Source organism: Acinetobacter sp. NRRL B-65365, assembly GCF_001605865.1.
GTDB lineage: Bacteria > Pseudomonadota > Gammaproteobacteria > Pseudomonadales > Moraxellaceae > Acinetobacter > Acinetobacter vivianii.
In genome coordinates this window covers 119932-145850 of the sequence record NZ_LRPD01000006.1, presented here as the reverse complement: position 1 = coordinate 145850, position 25919 = coordinate 119932, and the positions used below count along the sequence as shown (strand labels likewise).

At 41.7% G+C, this 25919-nt stretch carries 21 protein-coding genes and 3 tRNA genes; 16 read left to right on the top strand and 8 right to left on the bottom strand.

What is annotated here, in order from left to right; all coding sequences use genetic code 11:
* The first annotated feature begins 223 nt into the window (after positions 1 to 223).
* The 3 genes from pgaB to pgaD are packed head-to-tail and all read left to right on the top strand — an operon-like array spanning position 224 to position 3940.
* The gene (gene pgaB / locus AWW72_RS04185; RefSeq protein ID WP_062846541.1) at positions 224 to 2221 is read left to right on the top strand and encodes a poly-beta-1,6-N-acetyl-D-glucosamine N-deacetylase PgaB; all 1998 of its coding nucleotides are present in this window, start codon (positions 224 to 226) and stop codon (positions 2219 to 2221) included.
* A 12-nt stretch (positions 2222 to 2233) separates the two neighbouring features.
* The gene (pgaC, locus tag AWW72_RS04180; RefSeq protein WP_062846540.1) at positions 2234 to 3490 is read left to right on the top strand and encodes a poly-beta-1,6-N-acetyl-D-glucosamine synthase; all 1257 of its coding nucleotides are present in this window, start codon (positions 2234 to 2236) and stop codon (positions 3488 to 3490) included.
* A 33-nt stretch (positions 3491 to 3523) separates the two neighbouring features.
* Positions 3524 to 3940, top strand: coding sequence for a poly-beta-1,6-N-acetyl-D-glucosamine biosynthesis protein PgaD (gene pgaD, locus AWW72_RS04175; RefSeq protein ID WP_005259094.1), 417 nt, complete (start codon positions 3524 to 3526; stop codon positions 3938 to 3940).
* A 131-nt stretch (positions 3941 to 4071) separates the two neighbouring features.
* On the opposite strand, the gene AWW72_RS04170 is transcribed toward pgaD, so the two are convergent.
* Positions 4072 to 4157 (bottom strand) — tRNA-Leu (locus AWW72_RS04170).
* A 212-nt stretch (positions 4158 to 4369) separates the two neighbouring features.
* On the opposite strand from AWW72_RS04170, the gene AWW72_RS04165 reads away from it, so the two are divergent.
* On the top strand, positions 4370 to 6130 hold the full coding sequence (locus tag AWW72_RS04165) for an alkaline phosphatase D family protein (RefSeq protein WP_062846539.1): 1761 nt from the start codon (positions 4370 to 4372) through the stop codon (positions 6128 to 6130).
* A 123-nt stretch (positions 6131 to 6253) separates the two neighbouring features.
* Here AWW72_RS04165 and AWW72_RS04160 read toward each other — a convergent pair.
* Both AWW72_RS04160 and AWW72_RS04155 read right to left on the bottom strand, forming a co-directional pair.
* Positions 6254 to 6339: transfer RNA gene (locus tag AWW72_RS04160), tRNA-Leu, on the bottom strand.
* 8 nt (positions 6340 to 6347) lie between these two features.
* A tRNA-Cys gene (locus AWW72_RS04155) sits at positions 6348 to 6421 on the bottom strand.
* 152 nt (positions 6422 to 6573) lie between these two features.
* Here AWW72_RS04155 and folD point away from each other — a divergent pair.
* The 3 genes from folD to AWW72_RS04140 all read left to right on the top strand — a co-directional run bounded on the left by folD (position 6574) and on the right by AWW72_RS04140 (position 8565).
* Positions 6574 to 7422: a bifunctional methylenetetrahydrofolate dehydrogenase/methenyltetrahydrofolate cyclohydrolase FolD gene (gene folD / locus AWW72_RS04150; protein ID WP_005259091.1), complete on the top strand. Its 849-nt coding sequence runs from the start codon at positions 6574 to 6576 to the stop codon at positions 7420 to 7422.
* A gap of 48 nt (positions 7423 to 7470) precedes the next feature.
* Entirely contained in the window at positions 7471 to 8139 is a 669-nt protein-coding gene (locus tag AWW72_RS04145; protein WP_047426595.1) for a class I SAM-dependent methyltransferase, read from the top strand.
* A 144-nt stretch (positions 8140 to 8283) separates the two neighbouring features.
* A complete protein-coding gene (locus tag AWW72_RS04140) occupies positions 8284 to 8565 on the top strand; it encodes a GNAT family N-acetyltransferase (RefSeq protein ID WP_047426598.1) in 282 nt (93 codons plus the stop codon).
* 55 nt (positions 8566 to 8620) lie between these two features.
* On the opposite strand, the gene AWW72_RS04135 is transcribed toward AWW72_RS04140, so the two are convergent.
* Positions 8621 to 9043 (bottom strand): hypothetical protein, encoded by a 423-nt coding sequence (locus tag AWW72_RS04135; RefSeq protein WP_004770368.1) that lies wholly within the window; start codon positions 9041 to 9043, stop codon positions 8621 to 8623.
* A gap of 261 nt (positions 9044 to 9304) precedes the next feature.
* Between AWW72_RS04135 and glpK the strand changes: the two genes are divergently transcribed.
* The 3 genes from glpK (at position 9305) to glpD (ending at position 13412) form a co-directional block, all read left to right on the top strand.
* Positions 9305 to 10819 carry a glycerol kinase GlpK gene (glpK, locus tag AWW72_RS04130; protein WP_047426602.1) on the top strand — a complete coding sequence of 505 codons (1515 nt, stop codon included), beginning with the start codon at positions 9305 to 9307 and terminating at the stop codon, positions 10817 to 10819.
* 53 nt (positions 10820 to 10872) lie between these two features.
* Complete coding sequence (locus AWW72_RS04125) at positions 10873 to 11631, top strand: DeoR family transcriptional regulator (protein ID WP_047426606.1); 759 nt, start codon at positions 10873 to 10875, stop codon at positions 11629 to 11631.
* A 260-nt stretch (positions 11632 to 11891) separates the two neighbouring features.
* Entirely contained in the window at positions 11892 to 13412 is a 1521-nt protein-coding gene (gene glpD, locus AWW72_RS04120; RefSeq protein WP_047426609.1) for a glycerol-3-phosphate dehydrogenase, read from the top strand.
* Between the two features lie 43 nt (positions 13413 to 13455).
* On the opposite strand, the gene AWW72_RS04115 is transcribed toward glpD, so the two are convergent.
* Both AWW72_RS04115 and AWW72_RS04110 read right to left on the bottom strand, forming a co-directional pair.
* Positions 13456 to 15648, bottom strand: coding sequence for a TonB-dependent siderophore receptor (locus AWW72_RS04115; protein WP_062846538.1), 2193 nt, complete (start codon positions 15646 to 15648; stop codon positions 13456 to 13458).
* A gap of 197 nt (positions 15649 to 15845) precedes the next feature.
* On the bottom strand, positions 15846 to 17675 hold the full coding sequence (locus AWW72_RS04110) for a phosphoenolpyruvate carboxykinase (GTP) (RefSeq protein ID WP_005259074.1): 1830 nt from the start codon (positions 17673 to 17675) through the stop codon (positions 15846 to 15848).
* 398 nt (positions 17676 to 18073) lie between these two features.
* Here AWW72_RS04110 and AWW72_RS04105 point away from each other — a divergent pair, with 398 nt between their 5' ends.
* The 4 genes from AWW72_RS04105 to groL all read left to right on the top strand — a co-directional run bounded on the left by AWW72_RS04105 (position 18074) and on the right by groL (position 21922).
* Positions 18074 to 19012 carry a diacylglycerol/lipid kinase family protein gene (locus AWW72_RS04105; protein ID WP_062846537.1) on the top strand — a complete coding sequence of 313 codons (939 nt, stop codon included), beginning with the start codon at positions 18074 to 18076 and terminating at the stop codon, positions 19010 to 19012.
* Positions 18993 to 19760 (top strand): metallophosphoesterase family protein, encoded by a 768-nt coding sequence (locus AWW72_RS04100; protein ID WP_047426618.1) that lies wholly within the window; start codon positions 18993 to 18995, stop codon positions 19758 to 19760. Before AWW72_RS04105 ends, AWW72_RS04100 begins: the two co-directional genes overlap by 20 nt.
* Positions 19761 to 19937: 177 nt before the next feature.
* On the top strand, positions 19938 to 20228 hold the full coding sequence (locus AWW72_RS04095) for a co-chaperone GroES (protein ID WP_004652030.1): 291 nt from the start codon (positions 19938 to 19940) through the stop codon (positions 20226 to 20228).
* A gap of 59 nt (positions 20229 to 20287) precedes the next feature.
* Positions 20288 to 21922: a chaperonin GroEL gene (groL, locus tag AWW72_RS04090; RefSeq protein ID WP_004770360.1), complete on the top strand. Its 1635-nt coding sequence runs from the start codon at positions 20288 to 20290 to the stop codon at positions 21920 to 21922.
* A gap of 72 nt (positions 21923 to 21994) precedes the next feature.
* Here the strand turns inward: groL and AWW72_RS04085 are convergent, their stop codons facing one another.
* Positions 21995 to 22369, bottom strand: a complete 375-nt coding sequence (locus AWW72_RS04085; RefSeq protein WP_004770353.1) for a diacylglycerol kinase — start codon at positions 22367 to 22369, stop codon at positions 21995 to 21997.
* 192 nt (positions 22370 to 22561) lie between these two features.
* On the opposite strand from AWW72_RS04085, the gene AWW72_RS04080 reads away from it, so the two are divergent.
* Positions 22562 to 23626 carry a 4-phosphoerythronate dehydrogenase gene (locus AWW72_RS04080; protein ID WP_062846536.1) on the top strand — a complete coding sequence of 355 codons (1065 nt, stop codon included), beginning with the start codon at positions 22562 to 22564 and terminating at the stop codon, positions 23624 to 23626.
* A 5-nt stretch (positions 23627 to 23631) separates the two neighbouring features.
* On the top strand, positions 23632 to 24606 hold the full coding sequence (epmA, locus tag AWW72_RS04075) for an EF-P lysine aminoacylase EpmA (protein ID WP_171254676.1): 975 nt from the start codon (positions 23632 to 23634) through the stop codon (positions 24604 to 24606).
* Between the two features lie 18 nt (positions 24607 to 24624).
* Here epmA and AWW72_RS04070 read toward each other — a convergent pair whose 3' ends face one another.
* On the bottom strand, positions 24625 to 25752 hold the full coding sequence (locus AWW72_RS04070) for a helix-turn-helix transcriptional regulator (RefSeq protein ID WP_062846534.1): 1128 nt from the start codon (positions 25750 to 25752) through the stop codon (positions 24625 to 24627).
* Positions 25753 to 25919: the final 167 nt, after the last annotated feature.

Genomic DNA, 25919 nt, shown 5'->3' with positions numbered 1-25919 from the left:
GCTTGTCATCTTAGGAGTTTTTAGATTTTTGTTAATCAATATGCCGTTATCGGGTGATTTATTTCATAAAAAATACTTTTAAGTTTATTTTCAGTTTTTAAAATTATAAATACAATCCATATTCCCAGCTGATCATTTAAATCATCTTGTGTTTCCATAAACGGTAAGATGATTCAGGCATGCTTTGCGATCAGCACATTTCTAATCTTGAGACGATATCTCTATGACAACACGTTTAGTGTCTCCGACCTTAAATGCATTTTTAGGTCTTGTGTTTGGCGTGGTTGCAAGCACCACTACTTTTGCGGCAAAACCAAAAATTGATGCGACCACCTTAACCGTCATTGGCTATCATGAAATCACAGACAGAAAAGATGCGCTGATTCCTAGTTATTCGGTGACTGCACAACAGTTCAGTGAGCATATCGACTGGCTCAAGAAGAATGGCTATCACTTTATTAATGTTGATCAATTGATTAAGGCCCATCAAGGTAAATATAAGTTACCCACAAAACCTGTTTTATTAACAGTTGATGATGGCTATCAATCTTTTTATCAAAATGCCTATCCAATTATTCGTGCGAAAAAAATCCCGGTTGTTTTGGCTGTAGTCGGATCGTGGCTAGAACCAAAGGCGGGCCAAAAGGTGGACTTTGGTGGTGAGGAAATTGCACGTAATAAAATCTTGAGTTGGGAAGAACTTAAAGAAATGCAAAACAGTGGCTTGGTGGAAATTGCCAGCCACAGCTATCATTTGCATCAAGGGATTAATGCCAATCCACAGGGCAATCTGGAACCTGCTGCAATTGCGCGAATTTATGATCCAAAAAGCAAAAGCTATGAAAGTGATGCAACTTATCAGGCACGTGTTTTTGGAGACCTGAAAAAGAACAATGAGCTACTAAAAGCACATGGTCTTCGTTCACCGCGTGTTATGGTCTGGCCTTATGGTCGTTATAATATGCAACTGGTACAAGCCGCGAAACAGCTCGGTATGCCAATTACCATTACACTGGATGATGGGGCAGACCATGCCAAGCAATCCTTACAGAATATGAGTCGTATTCTGATTCAGGGTAGTATGTCGACCAGCGCACTAGCACAAGAAATTAAAAACCGTGAATTGAACCTGAACGACAATAATCGTCCGCAAAAAATCATGCATGTTGATCTGGACTATATTTATGATCCAGATGAGAAGCAGCAAGAACGTAATCTGGATCATCTGATTGACCGTATTAATGGCATGGGCGTCAATACCGTCTATTTACAAGCTTTCTCTGATCCAGATGCCAACGGCTCAGCGGATATGGTGTATTTCCCGAACCGTCATATTCCAATGCGTGCGGACTTGTTTAACCGTGTGGCTTGGCAAATCCAGACCCGCACACCTGTACAACGTTTATATGCGTGGATGCCATTATTGGCTTGGGAGCTGCCAAAAACGGATCCTGTATCCAAAGATCTGGTTGAAACCCAGCAGGCAAAAGAAGGTGACCATTTGAATATGGGTTATATCCGTCTCAGCCCATTCTCACCAGAAGCACGTCAAACCATTAAGGAAATTTATCAGGATTTGGCAAAATCGACGCCGTTTGATGGTTTGTTGTTCCATGATGACGTGACCTTGTCTGACTATGAAGATGCCAGCCCAGAAGCTTTGGCTGCTTATGCAAAACAAGGTCTACCAACTGATTTAGCTAAAATTCGTGATAATGATGCTGATTTGCAAAAATGGACAGCGTATAAGACGCGTTATTTAGATGATTTTGCGATGGAGCTGGCAGGAGAGGTGCGTCAATATCAACCTTTCCTCGTGACTGCCCGTAATCTATATGCACAAGTGGCGTTAAATCCGTATGCGGAAAACTGGTATGCCCAATCCTTAGAGCAATCGATCAACCGTTATGATTTCACTGCAATCATGGCGATGCCTTATATGGAACAATCTGAGAATCCAGAAAAGTTCTATAGTGATATTTTAAATCGCGTGAAAAAATATCCAAATGGCATTAAAAAGACGGTCATGGAATTGCAGGCCATTAACTGGCGCAACAATGAAAAGGTGCCTTCTGAAGAAATGTCAGCGACAATCAAGTCTTTATATGAGCAAGGTGCGATGCATATTGCCTATTATCCTGACGATCCGATCAAAGGACATCCAGATGTAGAAACAATGCATAAGGCTTTTAGTCTAAAATCATCTCAATTAGTACCATAGTGGAGTAATGAGATGAGTTGGATTGCTTTATTGTGGTCATACGCCATTAAGTTTGTTTTTTACTATCCCTTATTTATGTCGTATTTGTGGATGGTTGGAGCAATCATTTTCTACTGGAAAGAGCGTCAGGATCCGCCTTATCAGCAACCCGCCACTTTGCCTGAATACCCAAAAGTTGCGGTATTGGTTCCCTGCTTTAACGAAGGGGACAATGCCGAAGAAACCATTAGTCATGCACTGAAATTGGATTATCCAAATTTTGAGGTCATCGCAATTAATGATGGTAGTTCTGATAATACAGGGGAAGTACTGGATCGCTTAGCGACACAGTATGACAAATTGCGTGTGGTGCATTTGGCACAAAATCAGGGTAAGGCAATGGGATTGCAAGCGGGCAGTTTGATGACTGATGCTGAATTCCTGATCGGGATTGATGGCGATGCCTTGCTGGATCCACATGCCGCAAAATGGATGATGCGACACTTTCTGGAAGATCCAACGGTTGCGGCTGTAACAGGCAACCCACGTATTCGGACTCGTTCAACATTGCTTGGACGGATTCAGGTTGGTGAGTTTTCCTCGATTGTCGGTATGATCAAACGTGCCCAGCGTACATTTGGTCGTTTATTTACCGTATCTGGTGTGATTACCGCATTCCGTAAAAGTGCTGTGCATCAAGTGGATTATTGGTCACCGAACATGTTGACTGAAGACATTGATATTACCTGGAAACTGCAACGTGCAGGCTGGGATGTACGCTTTGAGCCGAATGCGCTGGTGTGGATTTTAATGCCTGAAACTTTAAATGGCTTATGGAAGCAGCGCTTGCGTTGGGCTATGGGTGGGGCACAGGTTTTGGTCAAGAATATTGATGTATTCCTGAAACCAAAATTAAATTTTTTATGGCCTTTGATGTTTGAGCTGTGTTTGACACTCATTTGGTCATATTTGATGCTTATTATGGCTGTGATCTGGTTATTGCATTTTATTCTGGCAATACCAGCATTGGCGATCGTCAGCTCACCATTTTTACCGTATGGTAGTGGAATTTTATTGGGGGCAACCTGTTTAATTCAGTTTGCTTTAAGCAAATGGATGGATAGTCGTTATGAACCAAACCTAGGGAAAAATTATTATTGGATGATTTGGTACCCATTTGTGTTTTGGTTGATCACGATTACTGCTACAATCGTCGCCTTTCCAAAGGTCCTGTTGCGTAATGATGAAAAGCGTGCCCGTTGGATTAGCCCAGATCGTGGAATTCGTTGAATCGCAAAGATTCATTTTTGCTGAGAAAAAGCAATGAAAGCAGACAGTTTGATTATTGATGTACGTCGCCAGCTCCCATGGCATAAACGTTATTTTTCGACAACAACTACCGCAATGATGTGGGCAGCCTGGTTATTATTATGGCGTCCATTTATTTTGGTGTGGGTGTTGGTTGAATTACAAAAGACCCATATTGCCCAGCGTTTGATGTCGGCATTTAGTGATGGTCTTGAGCACGGTGTAACTGCCTTATTTATGTGTGCAGTTGCGTTATTGCTTTGGGGATTGTTGCCTGCCAAACGTGTGCATCAAAAACATGTGGTGGAAAAGACACTGCCTGACTACGCACGTTATTTTGAGCTCCCTGAGCAAGAAATTCAGGCGGGACGTCAGCAGAAGGTGAGTGTTGTTCATCATGATGAGAATGGTAAAATTATTCGGGTGGAATAATCTTTATTGTTTTCTATCGAATGCCTGAGTCTTTTGCTCGGGCATTTTTATTTTGTAGTGTTAAATTTCAGGCATAAAAAAACCAGCTTACGCTGGATTTTTATTTGCACCATATTTCATTAGCTGAAAAATGGTGCCCGAGGCCAGACTCGAACTGGCACGCTTTGTGGGCGGGGGATTTTAAATCCCCTGTGTCTACCGATTTCACCACTCGGGCATGTGCGCAATAATAGAGGACACTTTAAAACTTGGCAAGAGTAAAACTCACTATTTGCTTTCTTTTCAAGCGATTCATGCAGTTATCTGATAAAAAATAAACGGCAAAGGCTTCTTTTCATGATTATTTCATTAAACTGAGATCAAAGCTTCATGTTGGCAAATTAACTTTACTCATTTATTTAAACGAATAAAAGTAAAGGTAGCTATCACATGACAGCAAAAATTTCTCGGCGGGAACTCATTCAAAAAAGTTTATTCGGTTTCGGCGCGTTATCTTTATCGGTTGGCTTCACAGGGTGTAATGATAGCTCTGATCAGGAATCTTCAACTTTAAAAGTCAATTTTGAACATGGGGTTGCCAGTGGTGATCCGTTAAAAGATCGTGTGATCTTATGGACGCGTTTGACACCCAATGACAGCAGTGCACGTTTGCAAGTCACTTGGCAAATTGCACTGGATGACCAATTTAAGCAGATCGTAAAAACGGATAAAGTGACAACGGCTGCATCGCAAGATTTTACCGTCAAGGTCGATGCGACAGGGTTAACTCCAGATCAAAGTTATTTCTACCGTTTTATCTTTGGAGATAAAATTTCTCCAGTCGGGCGAACCAAGACTTTGCCCACCAGCACCTCTAAAGTCAGTTTTGCGGTGTGTTCATGCTCGAATTATCCAGCAGGCCATTTTTATGTCTATCGTGAAATGGCCAAGCAAAATGTCGATGTGATCATCCATCTGGGGGACTATATTTATGAATATGGTGCCACTGGCTATGCTACGGAAGAAGCGAAGGAGTTGGGACGGACATTACCCGCAGATAATGATAAGGAAATTATCAAGCTGGATGATTATCGTAAGCGTTATGCACTCTATCGTAAAGATCTGGATTTGCAGGCAGCACATCAACGTCATCCCTTTATTGTGATTTGGGATGACCATGAGTTAGCCAATGATACTTGGCGAGAAGGTGCGGAAAATCATCAGTCAGATGAAGGGCCTTTCTTAGAGCGTAAACTTGCCGCATTACAGGCTTATTTTGAATGGATGCCGATTCGTCCAGTTGATGATCAACATACCAAGATTTATCGCCAATTCGATTTCGGTAATTTGGTTCAGTTAACCATGTTAGATACCCGTATTATTGCGCGTGATGAACAACTTGATTATGACGACTATCTGACAGCTACAGGACTGGATATTGCCAAGTTTCAGGCTGATTTAACCAATCCCGCACGTACTTTGATGGGTTATACCCAACGAGACTGGTTGCTTGGAAAATTGCAGCAATCAACAGCGACATGGAATGTCTTGGGTCAGCAAATTCTCATGACTAAAATGCTGGTACCCGCTGAGTTACTGTTTGCGTTGGCAGAAATTACTTCGGGAAATCCGAGTGATGAAACTTTGGAAAAAATGAATGCACAGATTGCTGAGCTGATTACCCTCAAAATCCGTTTGCAGAAAGGTGATCCGACGCTAACTGCACAAGAAAAAGCACGTGTGTTAACTGTCGCGCCTTATAACCTTGATGCGTGGGATGGTTATTTTGCAGAGCGTGAAATTCTTTATGGCACTTTGGCGCAATTAAAGAAAAAAGTCGTGGTGTTGGCAGGGGATACACATAATGCATGGTCTTCTAATCTATATAGTAAAGATGGTGCATTTGTCGGTGTAGAGCTTGCCACCAGTTCGGTGTCTTCACCGGGTTTGGAAAAGTACCTGAATATTCCTTTGGCGCAGTTACAGCAATTCGAATTTGCTTTTAATACATTGATTGATGAATTGAATTATTGCAATTTGAATCAGAGAGGGTATTTGATGGTTCAGTTTGATGAGACACAAGTCCAATCCCAATGGATTTATCTGGATTCAATCAAAAAACCTGTATATGCGATTGATCAAAACCGTGGCTATCAGTTAAGTCTGGATAAAAATTTATTGCCAATGAAAACTGCTCAACAGGTGGCATAAATTTAAAAGTAGCAAAGGCCAAGCTATCGTGCTTGGCTTTTTTTCTTGTGATCCAAATTTCAGGCATAAAAAAACCAGCTTACGCTGGATTTTTATTTGCACCATATTTCATTAGCTGAAAAATGGTGCCCGAGGCCAGACTCGAACTGGCACGCTTTGTGGGCGGGGGATTTTAAATCCCCTGTGTCTACCGATTTCACCACTCGGGCTTTACCAATGGAGGCGGAGGTCGGAATCGAACCGGCGTACACGGAGTTGCAGTCCGCTGCATGACCACTCTGCCACCCCGCCATCTCTTGGTGATGCACATATTAGCAATCTTTAAAAAAAAAACAATAGTGTTTATTGCGAATATGCACATAAAAACAACATCTAAAAGAATATTGGTCAAATTATCATGTATTATTTACCCAATTCATTCATACCCACTTTGGAGATGCGCTGTGGCATTGGTTTTAGACGGTCGTGCATTAGCAAAACAAATTGAAACGGATTTGTTGGTACGTGTAGAAGCATTAAAAGCAAAATCGGGACGTACCCCAATCTTGGCCACCATTCTGGTTGGCGATGATGGTGCATCTGCAACTTATGTGCGTATGAAGGGAAATGCTTGCCGCCGTGTCGGTATGGATTCTCTTAAAGTTGAACTTCCAAAAGAAACCACAACTGAACAGCTTTTGGCTGAAATTGAAAAATTAAATGCCAATCCAGATGTTCACGGGATCTTGTTGCAACATCCAGTGCCTGAACAAATTGATGAAAGAGCGTGTTTTGATGCGATTTCATTAGAAAAAGATGTAGATGGTGTGACTTGTCTTGGTTTTGGTCGTATGGCAATGGGCGAAGCAGCATATGGTTCTGCAACACCAGCGGGCATCATGACGATTCTAAAAGAAAACAATATTGAAATCGCAGGTAAACATGCCGTAGTGGTGGGCCGTTCAGCGATTTTGGGTAAACCAATGGCAATGATGCTATTACAAGCCAATGCAACTGTGACCATTTGCCATTCACGTACACAAAATCTTTCTGATCTTGTAAAACAGGCAGATATTATTGTGGGTGCAGTGGGTAAAGCTGAATTAATTCAAAAAGACTGGATCAAGCAAGGTGCAGTTGTTGTTGATGCTGGTTTCCACCCGCGTGATGGTGGCGGTGTAGGTGATATCCAGTTGGTCGGCATCGAAGAAGTTGCGTCTGCTTATACACCAGTACCAGGCGGGGTCGGTCCAATGACCATTACCACATTAATTCGTCAAACCGTAGAAGCTGCTGAAAAAGCATTAGGATAAGCATCAACAACCCCTCGCTAAGAGGGGTTTTTTTAGAATTAAACAAATATGAGCTGTACTTTTCAATTTGCCAAAGCCCCTGAGCAATTGCTTAAAGCATTGCATGAAGTGATTCCAAACACGGATTTGCTGGCGCAGCAACTGCCTGAAACACCGATTTCACTCTGGTTAATTCCCCCGGTATTTCCAACAGATCGTTTAGATGATGAAGTGATCCGAAGAATCTGGAATGAAACACCGTACTGGATTTTTTGTTGGGCATCTGGTCTGGCAATGGCGCAATGGTTATTGGCAGAGCCGCACCATGTCAAAGATAAAGTGGTGCTGGACTTTGGCGCTGGATCTGGTGTGGTCGCCATTGCAGCAAAAATGGCGGGCGCAAAACGGGTGATTTGCTGTGATATTGATCCTGTCAGTTTGGCATCATGTCGTGAAAATGCATTATTGAATGATGTTGAACTGGAATATCTGGAGGATTTATATCAAGCAGAGCAAGTCGATGTGCTGCTAGCAGCCGATGTACTCTATGATCAATGTAATCGTTTCTTTTTAGATGAATTCTTGAAATTTGCACCTGAAGTGTGGGTGGCAGATAGTCGGGTGAAGAATTTTAGTCATCCTCAATATCTAAAAATTGACGAACGTAGTGCCACAACGTGGCCTGATCTGGATGAATCCAAAGAGTTTCGAAATGTGAGTTTTTATCGTACTAAATAAATGTGATTGTGGTTAAGGATGACCACGATTGCCTCATAAATAAATATAAAATTTTAACAAAGCAGGGTTAACGCCCATGTTAAAACATTGAAGTTAAAAAATGAAATTTTGCGACTGGATTGAATAACAAGATGAGGAGCGTACATGGGAATTGAACAAACTGATGATGGTAAACATGGCTCATTCAAGCTGTTGGAAGATGGCGTGCTAGCGGGAGAAATGGCGTATACATGGGCAGGAGATAGCATGTTAATTATTGACCACACGGATGTCAGCGATAAATTTCGTGGTCAAGGTGTTGGACACAAGCTTCTACATGAATTAATCGCATTCGTCAGGCAGCATCAGGTAAAAGTCATTCCTTTATGTCCTTTTGCAAAATCTGTATTTGATAAAGATCTCTCTATTCACGATGTTCTAAAATGATAAAAAAAGGACGTATTCTGAGCTGGATACGTCCTTTTTTTCACAATCAGCCTGATCAAGAACAGGTGTAACGTACAACTTTTAATGTAGTTGGACGTGTTTCAAGTGCCTGACGGGTCGCATAACCTTCGCTATTATTTAAGTCTGGTGAGTTCGATAGACCAAAAGTTGCGCGACTGTTACCAAGTTTGACGCCGTATTGTTCTTGCTGTGTCGGATTCATAATTTCATTAACGCTAAGCACTGAAATTTTGTAGTTTTTTTCTGCACCTAACACTTGCTTACAAGCGTGTTGTAACTTTTTCTCGTCAATATCACGATTGCTGTGAGCGGCAAGTGTATAAGCAATCGTCGCCGAAGTTGTTGTTTTATTTTCAATTTGATAGCCAGTCACACCATTATATTGATGTGGACTGCTTTGACAGGCTGCAATAAGAAGAGTACCGCTTACAAGAAAGAATAAATTCGTTTTTTTCATATCAATGGTCCTGTTATTTCTGCTTTTAGTATCGCATAAAAACAGTTTTTTATTGTGAGTTATCTTTAAAACACGGGCTATTCATCGTTTTTATGTTCAAAGTTAAAGAAAGAATTTTCGTTTTCGAACAATTTTGCATATAATCTGCCAAGTTTTTTATTTAATACAGAAGTCATTGCTTTTTTGCAGTATTTAGAGCCCGTTTTTTAACGGGCATTTAATTTATTGCACTATACACAAGCAAGTCTGGATAGGTATGTCATGATCTCTACAGATAGTCAAAAAAAATACGTGGTTGCATTTGACCAAGGTACAACGAGTTCACGTGCAATCGTATTGGATCACGATGCGAATGTCATCAGTATTGCTCAGCGTGAATTTACGCAAATTTACCCACAACCAGGTTGGGTTGAGCATGATCCTATGGAAATCTGGGCGACGCAAAGCGCAGTATGGGTAGAAGCTTTAGCGCAGGCAAGCATCTCAAGTGATCAGATTGCGGCGATTGGGATCACTAACCAACGCGAAACAACGGTCATCTGGGATAAGCAGACAGGTAAACCTATCTACAATGCAATTGTATGGCAAAGCCGTCAAAGCAATGAGATTTGTAATCAGCTTCGTCAGGATGGTTGGCAAGACTACGTACGTAAAGTGACGGGCTTGGTGATTGATCCATATTTCTCGGCAACAAAAATTAAGTGGATTCTTGATCGTGTTGAGGGAAGTCGTGAGCGCGCAGAACGTGGCGAACTGTTATTTGGTACCGTTGATACATGGTTGTTGTGGAAACTGACCAATGGTCAAGTCCATGTGACTGATTACACCAATGCATCACGCACCATGTTATTCAACATTGAAACATTGGAGTGGGATGACAAGCTACTTGAAGCATTAAATATTCCGAAAGCAATGTTGCCAGAAGTGCGTAGTTCTTCTGAAGTCTATGGCTATACTCACACCATTAGTGGTCAGGAAATTGGAATTCCAATTGCCGGGATCGCGGGGGATCAACAGGCAGCCTTGTTTGGTCAAATGTGTGTTGAAGTCGGTCAGGCAAAAAATACCTACGGTACGGGCTGTTTCTTGCTCATGAATACAGGTAAACGTATTGTTCAGTCAGATCACGGTTTGTTGACCACGATTGCATGTGGTGCGCGTGGTGAAGTGAACTATGCATTGGAAGGTGCGGTGTTCAATGGTGGCTCATGTGTACAGTGGTTACGTGACGAGCTGAAAGCCATTAATGACTCACATGATTCTGAATACTATGCAACCAAAGTAAAAGATAGCAATGGGGTCTATGTTGTGCCTGCCTTTACTGGTTTAGGTGCACCGTATTGGGATCCGACTGCACGTGGTGCGATTTTGGGTATTACCCGTGGTGTGAGTATTGAACACATTATCCGTGCAACCTTGGAATCGATTGCGTATCAGACACGTGATGTACTGGATGCCATGCAACAGGATTCGGGTGAAAAGTTACGTACCTTACGTGTGGATGGTGGTGTAACGGCAAATAACTTCTTGATGCAGTTCCAAGCAGACATTATGGGCACTTCGGTAGAACGTCCAGCGATGAAAGAGACAACGGGTATGGGCGCAGCCTTCCTTGCGGGTCTGGCAGTTGGTTTCTGGTCTGACTTGAACGAGTTAAAGAGCAGAATGACCATCGAAAATACCTTTACGCCAGAATGCGGTCAGGAAGTGACTGAAAAACTGTATAAAGGTTGGTTAAAAGCAGTCGGACGTACTCGTGATTGGGCGGAAGATTAAGCTAAAATAACCAGATTGAGTAAGACGTAAAAAATAATACAGGATGGATGAGCATGAGCTTGATATTGCGCCAACAGAAAACCCTCGAGTTAGTGAGAGAACGTGGCTATATCAGTATTGAGGAGCTTGCTCAACATTTTGATGTTACCCCGCAAACCATCCGTCGTGATATTAATCAATTGGCGGATGAAGGGTTATTACGTCGTTACCATGGTGGCGCAGCGCATGATTCAAGTGTAGAGAACACTGAATATACGATGCGTGTCGGCCATATGCTGGAAGAAAAAAGAACGATTGCAGCCGCTGTCGCTGCAGCCGTTCCAGATCATGCTTCATTATTCATTAATATTGGTACCACAACCGAAGCAATTGCGCATGCATTGTTAAATCATACTGGTTTGCGGATTATTACCAATAACCTTAATGTTGCGAAAATCCTCAGTACTAAAGAAGACTTTGAAGTCTTGATTGCTAGTGGTCGTGTTCGCCCAGATGGTGGGGTAATTGGACAAGCGACAGCGGACTTTTTTAAACAGTTCAAAGCCGATTATGCACTGGTAGGAATCAGTGGAATCGAAGAGGATGGGACTTTACTGGATTTCGATTTTCAGGAAGTTTGCGTTTCTCAAGAAATCGTTTCCAGTGCACGTCAGGTTTTTCTTGCTGCCGATAGCAGTAAATTTGGTCGTAATGCCATGATTCGCTTAGGTTCACTCAAGCAGGTGGATTGTATTTTTACGGATCAGCAACCGAATGATGCCTTTATGAAAACCATTCAGGAACTGGATGTTGGTTTGATTATTGCAACATAAATCTTCATTTTCGAAAAATTGTTACTTTTCTTGAGCTAAAGGCTTTTGGCTCAAGAGCACTTTATTAAAATAATCCTGATTCTCTTATAAACATTAGCTTTCCATCGTTTTCATCTTTGCATTGTCTTACTTTTCATTTTTGACCATTTATCTAAAAATGTTTATAAATTGGGTTTTTTGCGCTCATTTTTTATTGTTTATTTTCATTTAACATGTTTAAATGTTCGTAATTGAACAATAATGAACATTTGCGGTGATTTATGCAAACTTCTCCTCAGTTAAATGACAAAATTTATGATCTTGCTGTGATTGGTGGTGGTATCAACGGTGTTGGTATCGCAGCTGATGCATCAGGACGTGGTTTGTCTGTCTTCTTGTGCGAAAAAGATGATTTGGCGAGCCATACATCTTCAGCAAGTAGTAAGCTCATTCATGGTGGTCTACGCTATCTTGAACATAAAGAGTTTCGCTTGGTACGTGAAGCATTGGCTGAACGTGAGGTATTGCTAGCAAAAGCACCACATATTATTCGTCCTATGCGCTTTATCATGCCGCATCGTCCGCATTTGCGTCCAGCTTGGTTAATTCGTACAGGTTTATTCTTCTACGATCATCTTGGTAAGCGTGAAAAATTATTGGGTTCAAACAATGTCTATTTTAAAGAAGACAGCCCTTTAAATGCGGCGATTACCCGTGGTTTTGAGTATTCAGATTGTGCGGTTGATGACGCTCGTCTGGTTGTGCTCAATGCAATGCATGCCCGTGAAAAAGGTGCAGATATTGTGACACGTACCCGTTGTTTATCAGCACAACGTGAAGGGCAATATTGGGTCGTTGTTCTGGAAAATGAAAAAGGTCAATTCCAGATTAAAGCAAAAGCTTTGGTGAATGCTGCTGGTCCTTGGGTGGCGCAGTTTATCAAGCAGGATTTACAGCTTAAATCACCATACGGTATCCGTTTGATTCAGGGTAGTCACATCATTGTGCCGAAACTGTATGAAGGCGACAAAGCATTCATTATGCAAAATGATGACCGTCGTATCGTCTTTGCTATTCCATATCTGGATCAGTACACCATGATTGGAACGACAGACCGTGAGTATCAAGGTGATCCTGCACAAGTGAAAATTACACAGGAAGAGACCGACTATTTGATTAAAGTGAGCAATGCACACTTTAAAAATCAGTTAACGCAAGCTGACATTGTGTCGACTTTTGCGGGTGTTCGTCCATTGTGTGATGATGAGTCTGATAATCCATCTGCAATTACCCGTGACTATACCTTAGCACTGTCTAAAGAGTCGGCTGATCAAGCACCATTACTTTCAGTATTTGGTGGTAAATTAACAACTTACCGTAAGTTGGCTGAGTCTGCTATGCAGCAGTTGAAACCATTCTTCCCTGAAATGAAGGGTAGCTGGACTGCAACAGAAGCTTTACCGGGTGGTGAAAATATGGAGTCGGCTGAACAGTTGGCAAAAGAAATTCGCGCACAAATTACAGATGCTTCTGAAGCATTAGCAAAACGTTGGGCATCTGCATACGGTTCGCGCATCTGGAATATTTTGGGTGATGCAACTTCGGTTGAGCAGCTTGGACAGCATTTTGGTCAAGGCTTGTATGCAAAAGAAGTTGACTACTTGTATGCTTTTGAGTGGGTAAGCAACAGTCAGGATGTTTTATGGAGACGTTCTAAACTTGGTCTGAACTTTGCGCAAAGCGAGATTGAAAGTTTAGATGCGTATTTGGCAAATAAACCACATACAATTGTTGCCGCTTAAGTCTTTTCATAAAAAAGCCCTCTGATTTAGAGGGCTTTTTTTATTAGTATTTAAATTTCAGGGCGACGGTGTAATTTGCTGGTTCTCCGTAGAATGCCTGCCCATCAGTGAAGCTGTTCAGGTATTTTTTATCGGTGACGTTATCGGCATTGGCCTGAATGCTAAAGTTTGGACTGACTTCATAACTCGCCATTAAGTTAAGCAAGGCGTAATCACTTTGTTTGAGATAAGTGTTGTAGCTTGGATCAAAGCGTGTGATTTTGCTTTGCCATTTTAGACCTGCACCAACTTTCAGTTTTGGTAGCTGAGTAGGCGAGTAAGTTGTTAACAGATTAAAGCTTTGGGTTGGATTGTAGGTTCGTGCTGCGCCACCATTTTTCAGATCTTGCAGGCTAAATTGGGTATAGCCGAGAGAAACATTGACTTGATCTGTTAATTGTCCAGCTAAGCCAACTTCTACGCCTTGTGAACGTAAGTCGCTGATTGCTGACGTACGGTTGAGCGGGTGGCTATCTGTCGGTCTGAGAGGATAATTATTTTCTTCAGTTCTAAACACCGCAAGTGTGCCTGTTAGTTTATTGTCTAACCATGCACTTTTTACGCCGATTTCGTAGCTTTTACCTTCGATTGGATCGGCTACTTTTCCTGTTGTTTGATCCACTGAAGTTTGTGGGCGGAAGATCGAGGTATAACTCATATAACCTGTATATTCAGGGGTAAAGTTATAGGTAATACCCGCATATGGTGATACTTTGCTTTCATCATAATTCATTGGTGAGCTATAACTTGAGCCTTCACTCTTGGCTTGAACATAGTTCGCACCTAATGTGAGTTTGAGGTCATTGGTCAAATGTAGGCGTGTTGCAGCATAAACGGATTGGTTGCGTTGGGTGTAATCCGCAGCATCCGTTAAAGCACTCCATGTTACATTGTTTGGTGTCCAGCTTGCCCAGCCAGTTGTACATTGTGTTGGATAGCTATTTGGGGCTGTACCACGAGTACATGTTCCGATATTACTGTCGAGGATTGTTCCAGATTTTTGCTTATCCTTTTGTTCGCTTTGAGAAAAAGTGTATCCCACAATTGCTTCGTGTTCGCGCCCTAAAAGATCGAATTTACCCTGTAGGTTAAAATCGGCAGTTTGCAATTTATTATGTTCTGTTCCACCCCAAGCTGTCAGATCGACATCCGAGCCATCCGCTTTAGGATAACCATAATAGTAGAGTAATTGGCTTTGACGCTCTTTTTCATTGTAGTTGTAGCTAAGATTAGCCGACCATGTTTCCAGAAACTTTTGTTTTAATTCAATGAAAGCATTTCGAGAGGTGTTGTCCCAATATGCCCAGTCAGGATTTGGGTTGTAAGAACGATCATAAGTGATCTGCTTCCCTGAGGAATCCATGAGGGGTAAAGCCCCCCAGTTGTTGGCATTTGGTTTATTTTTTTCTTGGCTGGCGCCCACTGTAAGTAGGGTGCTATCCGTAAGATCAGCCTCTAAAACGCCTGCAATTCCGTTTTTTTCGGAAGAATAGCGATCTAAATGCGAGTCACCTGTTTGTTCAAAGCCAGCAAGACGACCACGAATATTGCCACTTGGTGTGAGGCTGCCAGAAGCATCTGCTTCGTAGCGTTGGGTGTCCCAAGAGCCATAGCTTAGTCCTGCATTGGCTTGAAACTCTTTAGTTGGGCGTTTACGAATATAGTTAATGGTTGCGCTCGGGTCACCAAAGGCATTGGTTAATGCATCTGCACCTTTAATGACTTCAATGCGATCATAAAAGAAACTATCTGGATTGGTATCATTATAATTCCATGCGCTTGCAGGAAAGCCGACGCCATCGACCAGAATGTTCGAAATCTCAAAACCACGTGCCATATACACAGAGCGTTCAGTTTCAGATGAATTGACGATAACGCCCGGCGTATTATTTAAAATGTCACGGGAACTGGTAAGGCCAAAATCATCCATTTGTTGGCGTGTGACAACATTAATGGTTTGAGGAACTTCTTTGGCTTCAATGTTGAGCTTGGTTGCACTTGAGCTATTTTTAATGGTGTAAGCTTTGGTTTTTTCGCTGGTACCATCATCCTGAGTAGCTTGAACTTTAATTGTTGGGAGTTGTTGCGATCCTTCATCAAGTGCATGGCTATATGAGCTGATACTGACTAATGTAGAGATTGCTAAAAAGAGAGGAGTGCGTTTGAACAGCGGAGAAGAACTCATGCCTACAACCATGTAAATGAGAAATATTATTATTACAATTATTGTTAATATTCGTTAACTTTGCAATTTATTTTGTCTAAAGCTTAATGGGAATAGTTAGAGCTAAGCAGGGGATTGATAGAAAATTTCGAAGAGCCATTAAAAAAGGCCGCCTAAGCGACCTTTTTAATTTCTCTGAATCCCTCTTTTAAAGAGGGAGGCGAAAGAGATTAAGCAGATTTAACAGCTGCTAATAATTCATTTTGACGATCTTTAAGTGCTTGAGGTAAGCGATCACCAAGTTTAGTAAATAGCTCGGTGTGGCTTTCAAGTTCTTTGATCCACTGGTCTTTATCTTGCGCTGTTACTGTGTTGAATTGTTCTTTAGAGAACTCAATACCAGTCCAGTTCAATTGTTCATAAGTTGGAACGTAACCGATTGGTGTTTCAGTCGCTTCAGCACGGCCTTCACAACGATCAATGATCCACTCAAGAACACGCATGTTTTGACCAAAACCAGGCCATACGAAGTTGCCTTCAGCGTCACGACGGAACCAGTTTACGTTGAAGATTTTTGGTAATTTGTTACCAGCAGCTTCAGCTTTCGCGCCAACTTCTTTGCCTAGTTGTAACCAGTGACCGAAGTAATCAGCCATGTTATAACCAGCAAATGGAAGCATTGCGAATGGGTCGCGACGAACGATACCTTGTTGACCAACAGCCGCAGCAGTTGTTTCAGAGCCCATAGTTGCAGCTTTATAAACGCCATCAACCCAGTCAAATGCTTCAGAGACTAAAGGCACTGTGTCTGCACGACGACCGCCGAAGATAAACGCAGAGATTGGTACACCCGCTGGATTTTCCCAGTCAGCATCAATCGAAGGGCATTGACCCGCAGAAACGGTAAAGCGTGAGTTTGGATGTGCAGCTTTTTCGCCTTCAACGTATGGTTGGCCTTTCCAAGTGATTAGATCAGCTGGAACTTCTTTAGTTAGACCTTCCCACCATACTTCGCCGTCTTTAGTCACTGCAACGTTGGTATAGATAACATCTTTATGCATCGTTGCGATACAGTTCGGGTTGGTTTTGGTATTTGTACCTGGCGCAACACCGAAGAAACCAGCTTCAGGGTTGATTGCGTATAAGCGACCATCTTCACCTGGTTTGATCCAAGCAATATCGTCACCTACAGTCTCAATCTTCCAGCCTTCATAGCCAGCTGGTGGAATCAACATTGCAAAGTTGGTTTTACCACAAGCAGAAGGGAATGCAGCTGCGATGTAGTGTTTTTCACCTTGCGGATTGGTCACGCCTAAAATAAGCATGTGTTCAGCTAACCAGCCTTGCTCACGACCCATTGCAGATGCAATACGTAATGCTAAGCACTTTTTACCAAGTAAAGCATTACCGCCGTAACCAGAACCGTAAGACCAGATTTCACGAGTTTCTGGATAGTGAACGATATATTTTTCGTTGTTGCATGGCCAAGCAACATCTTTTTGACCATCTTTAAGCGGTGCAGCAACCGTGTGTACACATGGAATGAATTCGCCATCTGTGCCTAACACGTCATAAACTGCTTTACCCATACGTGCCATTTTTGTCATGCTGACAGCAACGTAAGGAGAATCTGTTAATTCGATACCGATGTGAGCAATGTGGCTTCCTAAAGGACCCATCGAGAAGGGAACCACATACATGGTACGGCCTTCCATTGCGCCGTCAAATAATCCATTTAATTTTGCGCGCATTTCCGCAGGAGCAACCCAGTTATTTGTTGCGCCAGCATCTTCTTCATTTTGTGAACAGATATAAGTGCGGTCTTCAACACGAGCAACGTCAGAAGGATCAGAATTTGCAAGATAAGAACCAGGATGTTTTTCTTGGTTGAGCTTTTGCATGGTGCCGTTAGCGATCATCAAGTCCATTAGACGTTGATATTCCTCTTCGCTTCCGTCACACCATTCGATATTTGCTGGTTTGGTTAATTTTGCAATTTCTTCCACCCATGCAATTAGCTTAGGGTGACGAACGAATTCTGGTGCGTTCACTTGGGTCATGGTGATGCCTTTTTAAAGTGTGTACAACGTACAAGTTCCATCTACTGGATGACAGTAAGACAGATGAAGTAAAAAAAGTGGCTGTATTAAAGCATAAAATCATAAAAAATATAAGACTAAAGAATAGGGTGGGGTCTAAAGTATGGAATCCACTTTTGTTTTTAAGGTATTGTTTTTACTTAAATTAATCATTTTATATTTTGCTATTTTGTTTTTTTATATATGTTATTTTTGTTATAAATTTTTAATAAAAACAAATATTTATTATATTTTAAAATTTCTTGAGAATTGTTATTGATTATATGAATGAAGCTCATTCAAAATTTACATAAACAAGCTATTATTTGTTGATTTTGTAAACAAAAATAAGCCTGTAATCTTCTTTAAGGTTGAAAATTATGGCCCCCGATGTAAAGCCTTTGTCTATTATTTATAATCAAAAATCAGGTTTTCATGCAGCACAACAAGATGAAGAATATGAGCGTCTCATGACTTTCTGGACGCAATATGGATTCGAAATTCAGGTTTTTGAGTTGAGTTCTCAAACTGATTTTGATGCCATGATGAGAACGGTGCTGGCTCGACATCAACAGGCAGAGTCACGCGGTGTTGTGGTGGCAGCGGGAGGAGATGGCACTTTAAATGCAGTAGCAAAAAAATTGATGCATACCGATATTCCGATGGGTATTATTCCGTTGGGGACTTTTAATTATGTCGCACGTGTCTTGAATATCCCGCTAGATGTTTTTGAGGCGGCAGAAGTGATTGCAACTGGCGCGATTCAAAAAGTCCATATTGCCACGATCAATGATCAAATTTACTTAAATAATGCCAGTCTTGGGCTATATCCTTTATTTATTAAAAAACGGGAACGTTTTAATCAGCATTTTGGACGGCTTCCTTTAAATGCTTATACCTCTGCGCTAGATGTATTACTGCGTGAGCATAAATCCTTAAAGCTTTCCGTGAGCGTAGATGGGGAAAAATATCCAGTCGCAACACCATTAATTTTCTTTGGCAATAATCAGTTGCAACTCAGCGACATGAAATTAAGAATTGCAGAATGTGCCGCCAATGGCAAACTGGCTGGCGTGGTGGTGGCTAAAAGTGATCGTTTCAGTTTATTGAAAATGTTATGGAAACTGATTCAGGGAAAAATCGATCAGGCTTCAGGTGTTTATTCATTTTGTGCTGAACATATACTGGTTGAGTGTAAAAAATCACAGTTAACGGTTGCGTTAGATGGAGAGTTGAAGGAGATGCAAACTCCATTAAAATTTGCAGTCGAAAAATCTGCGTTAAAAGTGATGGTTCCGAATGTTATTACATCTGTCTGATCTGCATTTTGGAACAGAGCGTGAAGCTTGTATTGACGCGATCAAGGCATTTTGTCAGCAGCATCGTCCAGAAGCTGTGGTGGTGAGTGGTGATCTGACCCAACGTGCGCGTATTAAGCAGTTTTATGCCTGTCGTCAATTTCTGGATGCACTGTCGATTCCTTATCTGGTGGTGCCTGGTAATCACGACATTCCGCTTTATCATGTCTGGAACCGTTTTTTTTCTCCTTTTGTGCGTTATCAGGCTTTTTTCGGTCGTATGGAAACCACTTTGGAGACTGAACATTTCTATTTGGTAGGTGTAAATAGTATTCGGCGGCGATATCACACCCGAGGACATGTTTCACTGGAGCAGATTCATGAAACTTATCAGCGGTTGAACAGTGCGCCAGCCAATAAAATAAAAATCGTGGTATTCCATCAACCTTTTTATACCTTTCCAAATGACCATGGCGATAAGGACTGCCCTGTATTGGGAAAAATTGCTTTAGAACAATGGGGCAAAACAGGTTTGTTCGGTCTTTTGCATGGTCACTTACATAAAGTGGCAGTACACGATCTCAATCAGATTTTTCATTTAGGATTTGATCATCCTATTCTGGATATTCATGCAGGAACGGCAACATCCAAGCGTTTACGTTTTGGATTATCAAATAGTTTTAATGTGATTTCGGATGACGGTCTGATAGAACATTACTGGTTTGATGAATCCGTTAAAACATTTGTGAAATCACAAAATGTTGTTTAATTCGGCATAACTTCATTATTGTGCTCAAAAAAACATCTATAAATAGAATTTTTTTTCATTTTCCCCTTGAAGCCATTTTTTTCATCCCCAAAAAAGTGGCATATCAAAATTTTATATGTGTTGCCACGAACTGGTGACACACATTAATCAATAAGACTAAGTCTGATGGAGTTAACTATGAGCAACATTCGTCCATTACATGATCGTGTTGTGATTCGTCGCGTAGAAGAAGAAACTAAAACGGCTGGTGGTATTTTACTTCCAGGTTCTGCTGCTGAAAAACCATCTCAAGGTGAAGTAATTGCAGTGGGTAATGGTCAGATCACTGACAACGGCGTTCGTGCTTTAGACGTTAAAGTTGGCGACAAAGTATTGTTCGGTACTTATGCGGGTACAACAGTAAAAGTAAGTGGTGAAGAACTCTTGATTATGAAAGAGTCAGATATCTTAGCTGTGCTTGAAGGCTAATCGACACATAACTCAAATTTATTATCAGATTCAGTATTTAAAAAGATTCGGAGTTTAACATGTCAGCTAAAGACGTAAAATTTGGTGATTCAGCTCGCTCAAAAATGATTGCAGGCGTTAACGTACTTGCAGATGCTGTAAAAGTAACTTTAGGTCCTAAAGGCCGTAACGTTGTAATCGACCGTTCTTTCGGTGCGCCACACATCACTAAAGACGGTGTGACTGTTGCGAAAGAAATTTCTTTGAAAGACAAGTTTGAAAACATGGGTGCTCAACTTGTTCGTGAAGTTTCTTCTAAAACGAATGACATCGCGGGTGACGGTACAACAACTGCAACCGTACTTGCTCAAGCAATTTTAAATGAAGGGATCAAATCAGTGACTGCTGGTATGAACCCAATGGATTTAAAACGTGGTATCGACATCGCTGTAAAAACAGTTGTTGAAAATATCCGTACCAACGCAAAACCTGCTGATGATTTCAAAGCGATTGAACAAGTAGGTTCAATCTCTGCGAACTCTGATACAACTGTGGGTAAACTGATCGCTCAAGCGATGGAAAAAGTAGGTAAAGAAGGTGTTATCACTGTAGAAGAAGGTTCTGGCTTCGAAGACGCTTTAGACGTTGTAGAAGGTATGCAGTTCGACCGTGGTTACATCTCTCCATACTTCGCGAACAAGCAAGATACGCTTACTGCTGAACTTGAAAATCCATTCATCCTTCTTGTTGATAAAAAAATCAGCAATATTCGTGAATTGATTACTGTATTAGAAGCTGTTGCTAAAACAGGTAAACCACTTCTTATCATCGCTGAAGATGTTGAAGGCGAAGCGCTTGCTACACTTGTTGTGAACAACATGCGCGGTATTATCAAAGTATGTGCTGTTAAAGCACCTGGTTTTGGTGACCGTCGTAAAGCAATGCTTCAAGACATCGCGATCTTGACTGGCGCGACTGTTATTTCTGAAGAAGTCGGTATGTCTTTAGAGCAAGCTTCTCTTCAAGATTTGGGTACTGCGCACAAAATCACAGTATCTAAAGAAAACACTGTAATTGTTGATGGTGCGGGCAATGCTGCACAAATCGCTGAACGTGTTCAACAGATCCGTGCGCAAATCGAAGAATCTACTTCTGAATATGACAAAGAAAAACTTCAAGAACGCGTTGCTAAATTAGCAGGCGGTGTTGCAGTCATCAAAATTGGTGCAGCAACTGAAGTTGAAATGAAAGAGAAGAAAGACCGTGTAGATGACGCACTTCACGCAACTCGCGCAGCGGTTGAAGAAGGTGTTGTTGCCGGTGGTGGTGTTGCATTAGTACGCGCTGTAAATGTGTTAGATGGCTTAAAAGGCGCTAACGAAGATCAAACAGCAGGTATCAACATTTTACGTCGTGCGATCGAAGCGCCACTTCGTCAAATCGTTTCAAACGCAGGTGATGAGCCTTCTGTTGTGATTAATGCAGTTAAAGCGGGTGAAGGTAACTTCGGTTATAACGCTGCAACTGGCGAATATGGCGATATGTTAGAAATGGGTATCCTTGACCCTGCTAAAGTAACGCGTTCTGCACTTGAACACGCAGCTTCTGTTGCTGGTTTAATGTTGACAACTGAATGCATGATTACTGATATCCCAGAAGACAAACCAGCTGCACCAGATATGGGCGGTATGGGTGGTATGGGCGGCATGATGTAATTACATCTACGTCTAGATCAAAAAAAATCCCTGCATATGCAGGGATTTTTTTACGTGCAAAATATTGAATGTTTATTTAAATAAAATAATTGTCCAAGTGAAAAAGATAATGGCTAAAGAAACGAATTGCGCAGCGCTACCCATATCTTTGGCATTTTTAGATAACTCATGTTTTTCCAGTGAAATGCGGTCAACAACGGCTTCAATGGCTGAATTGAATAATTCCACAATAATCGCCAACAGACATACCGCGACCATTAAGGCTTGTTCCAAAGCAGAGACATGCACAAAAAAGCTCAGCGGGATGAGGATGACATTGAGCAAAATGACTTGTCGAAATGCCGCTTCATGACTAAACGCCGCTTTAAAGCCTGCGAGTGAATAGCCCGTTGCATTTAAAATCCGTTTGAGGCCATTTTTGCCTTTATAAGGAGAGTAGGGTGTCATTGCGATTTGGAGTGACTGGAGAAAGCTTAAGTATAAATCCAAACATGTTGCAGTAAATTGGCAATATGTCGCATGCGTGTACCAATCAAGACAGTTTTCTGCCAGCGAATCTCATCAGAGTTGCATTTATGAATTGTCAATTCAGATCAGGCTAAGGATAATAAGCACAGGTTTATTGAGGGAAAATTCTGCATGAAAATTATCGCAGATGAAAATTTGGCATTTACCGATTATTTCTTTGCGGAATTTGCAGAAATACAGCATCGGGCAGGACGTACCTTGACGCATGACGATGTACAGGATGCAGACGCACTCTTGGTACGTTCGGTAACCAAAGTGAACCATGCTTTAGTTGATCAGACTAAAATTAAATTTGTTGGCAGTGCCACGATTGGAACTGATCATTTAGATATTCAGGCTTTAAAACAACAAAACATTACTTGGAGCAATGCACCGGGTTGTAATGCACAAGCAGTGGCAGAATATGTGATTACTGCCTTGCTACATTTAAATGTTGATTTATTAGAGAAAAATAAGGACTTCACTTTAGCAATTGTGGGTTTGGGAAATGTGGGTAGCCGACTGGCGGTGATGGCGCAGCTATTGGGCTGGAATGTGATCGGTTACGATCCTTATGTGCAAATTGCGGGGATTGAAAATGTTTCCTTTGATGCGTTGCTAAAACGCGCCGATGCTATCTCAATTCATGTACCACTCACTGTGACTGGCGATTGTCCAACCCAGCATTTATTTGATGCGACTGCATTTGCTGCAATGAAACCATCCGCTATTTTAATCAATAGTGCGCGTGGGCCTGTGGTTGAGCAAACGGCCTTGATGGCGGATATTGCAACAACGAAACGTCAAGTGGTGCTGGACGTATTTGAGTTCGAGCCAGAAATTTCTGAACAATTACTGGATCTACTGGCGTTAGCGACGCCGCATATTGCGGGTTATAGTCTGGAAGGTAAGGCCAGAGGTACGCAGATGATCTATGAGGCTTTTTGCCAGACATTTGCTTATGACGTGACAAAACGTTTTGAGAGCCAGTTGCCACAGGTACCACAATACTTTGAGCAGGATTTAAAAGTTGTGCTTAAACAGCATCTCACGCAGATTTATGATATTGCTGCAGATGATCAGCAACTCCGTGCTTGTGTTCAGGACGGCAAGGTTGAGCAAACTGCATTTGATTTACTCCGAAAAAATTATCCTTTGCGCCGTGAATGGGCTGCACATGGTGGGCCAAAAGCATGAGCCAGATGATGAAAAACTATCAACCAACGTGCTCCATTGAAGCATTAAAAGCGCGTGCAGTGATGTATCAGAAAATCCGCCAGTTTTTTGCTGAGCGTGAAGTACTTGAGGTGGAAACCCCAGTCCTGTCTCAGGCGGGTGTGACCGATGTGCATTTAGCTTCAGTGCAGGTACAGCGTCATATTCATGGCAAATTAAATACACAATATTTACAAACCTCACCCGAGTTTCCAATGAAACGCTTATTGGCCAGTGGTAGTGGGCCAATCTATCAAATCTGTAAAGTATTCCGTGATGATGAGCATGGGCGTAAGCACAACAGTGAATTTACCATGCTGGAATGGTATCGTCCGGGTCTGGATCTAAAGGCCCTTATGCATGAAACTGCGGACTTGTTAGAAACATGCTTGGCACATCGTTTCGGTGAAATTCGTCCAGTGATCCTCAGTTATAAGCATGCCTTTCAGGATCGTCTGGATATTAATCCGTTGCAGGCAACCTTAAAACAACTCAAAGATACTGCTCATCGTGTCGGTTTAAACCTTGATTTAGGTGATGATCGTCTGGGGTATATGGACCTGTTGTTTTCGCACTTTGTTGAACCAAGTCTGGGCTTCGATGCACCCGTATTTTTAACCGATTTTCCACCTGAAATGGCTTCATTGGCAAAAGTGAAACAGGATGAAGAGGGTGAACTGGTCGCAGCGCGTTTTGAGGTCTATATCGAAGGTCTGGAACTGGCAAATGCCTATGATGAATTGCTAGATGCAGATGTGTTGGCATCCCGTTTTGACGCCGATAATGCAGAGCGCGCACAGCAGGGTTTAGCCATCATTCCAACCGATCAATATTTACTGGCAGCTTTGCCGAATATGCCTGAATGTTCAGGGATTGCGTTAGGTATCGACCGTTTGTTGATGGTTGCGATGAATCAGGTCAAGATTGATCAGGTGATTGCGTTCCCTGCAGAGATTGCATAACGCTGCCTATCTTAAAATTTAGAGTAATTGCATCAGCAGTTGGATCAGTTCACTTTGTCGATGTGTTTTGGTCTTTTTAAAGATAGCTTGCAAGTGCTTTTTCACGGTATCGGCCTGAATTTCATATAAAAGAGCAATTTCTTTGGTGGTTTTGCCCTTAAGCAGTTGCTCGCATATTTTATGTTCGACGGGTGTGAACATAAAAAGCTGTCTACATCGGTCTTTCTGATATTTAGGTTGATGTTGAAGCCCTGAAAATGTTGCCAGTAATACTGGGCGTAAACCAAAAATCTTATGGGTTTTTTCGGGACAAAGTAGATCCAGCGTTAAAAAGAGCTGATGATCTAAGTGCATCACCTGACTTCGTTCAGCATACGCTACGTCTGAATAGGTGTTATGCAGACGTTCTAATTCAAGCAGGTGTTGTTCAAATTTTTGCTGTTGATGGGGTTTGAAAAAGAAGCGACGCTGTTCAATCTGGATGTGCGTATTATTTTCGATAAATTTTTCTGCCTCTCCATTCATTTCCAGAATATCGCCGTTGAGATTAATAATCGCAATTGGCTGATTCATTTTCTGGATCAATTGTGATCCAAGCAAGGTCATGGTGGAATATTCAAAATGATGGCGATACTGTTGAAGCTTTTGCTGGATCTGAGGCAATATTTGATAAATCGGTTGGAGTTCAGAGCAACTTAATGCACCACGATCAGGACTGGTCAGAAAGGCCAGAATCACACAGACTTTATGATCATAAATAACCTGAAGTGCTGAGCAAAAACGTAAATTAAGTGGTTGTAAAATTTGTTGATAGACTTGCGTCTGAACAATGTCCTGTTCCGTAAAATGTTGGCTGCAATGCATCCAGCCCGTGATTGGTGCTGCCAATAATTTTTTTAATTGTGGGTCATCATCAAAGGCTAAACGAAGTTGTTGTAGAGCCGCTTGTTCAAGTTGATGAGGATCAAGATTAACGCCATGATGCACACTGAATGAGAGTGCCTGCACCTCGAGATCAACTGCAAGAAGTTGTGCTGCCTGAAAGTCAAAATGATGGTTAAGCTCTTCGAGGAAAATCATCCAGTCATCAGCATGCTGAACCTTGTTCAGGATGTCTAGTACAGCATGAGATTGGGTTTGATTCATTTAAAGCGTCCAGCAAAGAACAAGAACTATTTCCATATAGTCTATATGGGTTTTACCAAAATAAAATTATCAATCAGAAAAAATGTGACTTTTTATGCAATCAAAAGATGAGTTAAGCCATTCAGGTACGACAGAACAAAATGAATTGCCTAAACCCATCACAGATT